The organism is Mesorhizobium sp. M7A.F.Ca.US.002.01.1.1 (genome assembly GCF_004022955.1).
In the GTDB taxonomy this organism is placed as follows: domain Bacteria; phylum Pseudomonadota; class Alphaproteobacteria; order Rhizobiales; family Rhizobiaceae; genus Mesorhizobium; species Mesorhizobium ciceri.
The window spans coordinates 1-725 of the sequence record NZ_RZQE01000999.1 but is presented as its reverse complement, the minus strand read 5'-3'; the positions used below and the strand labels follow the sequence as shown (position 1 = coordinate 725).

Annotated in this window: 1 protein-coding gene and 1 pseudogene; both read left to right on the top strand. The window is 60.4% G+C overall.

Going from position 1 to position 725, the window contains the following annotated elements; translation table 11 throughout:
- A pseudogene (locus EN932_RS37360) lies at positions 1–420 on the top strand (DeoR/GlpR family DNA-binding transcription regulator); the annotation flags it as partial.
- Between the two features lie 50 nt (positions 421–470).
- A partial coding sequence (locus EN932_RS37355; protein ID WP_164890910.1) for an FAD-dependent oxidoreductase occupies positions 471–725 on the top strand: 255 nt, incomplete at its 3' end.

Here is a 725-nt window from a genome sequence, read left to right as displayed (position 1 = left end):
GTCATCACCAACTCCGTAGCGACGGCATCACTGCTGATCAATGTCGACGAACTCGACTTCATCTGTCTCGGCGGCCAGTACCACGGCACCTACAACGCCTATATCGGTATCGTCTGCGAGAACGCCGTGGCGCAGCTGCGCGCCAATGTGCTGATCTGTTCGGCTTCGGCCATCACCGGAACCACGGCCTTCATCCAGGATCCCAATGTCGTGCGGGTCAAGCAGGCGATGATGGCCGCATCGGCCAAGCGTATCCTTCTGATCGACCATGCCAAGTTCGACAGGATCGCGCTGCATGTCTTCGACGATCTGACCAGCTTCGATGTCGTGCTGGCGACCGAAGGCCTGGGCGATGCGCGGGCGCAAGCTCTCGAACGGGCCGGCGTGAAGCTGCGCATCGTCAAGACGAAAGCGTCATGAGCTCAAGCGAAGCAACATTTACGGAAAATCCCGCCGGGCGTTTGGCCGCCATGGCCGGAACCGGCGAGGTCGACGTCGTCATTCTTGGCGCCGGCATTAACGGGGCAGGGCTATTTCGCGACCTGTGCGCGCAAGGCGTCAGCTGTCTGATCGTCGACAAGGCGGATTTCGGCTCGGGCACCAGTGCCGCGCCATCGCGGCTCATTCACGGTGGCCTGAAATATCTCGAAACCGGCGAGTTCGGGCTGGTCGCACAGTCGACACTTGAACGCAATCTGCTTTTGAAGAATGCGCCGCACTATGTC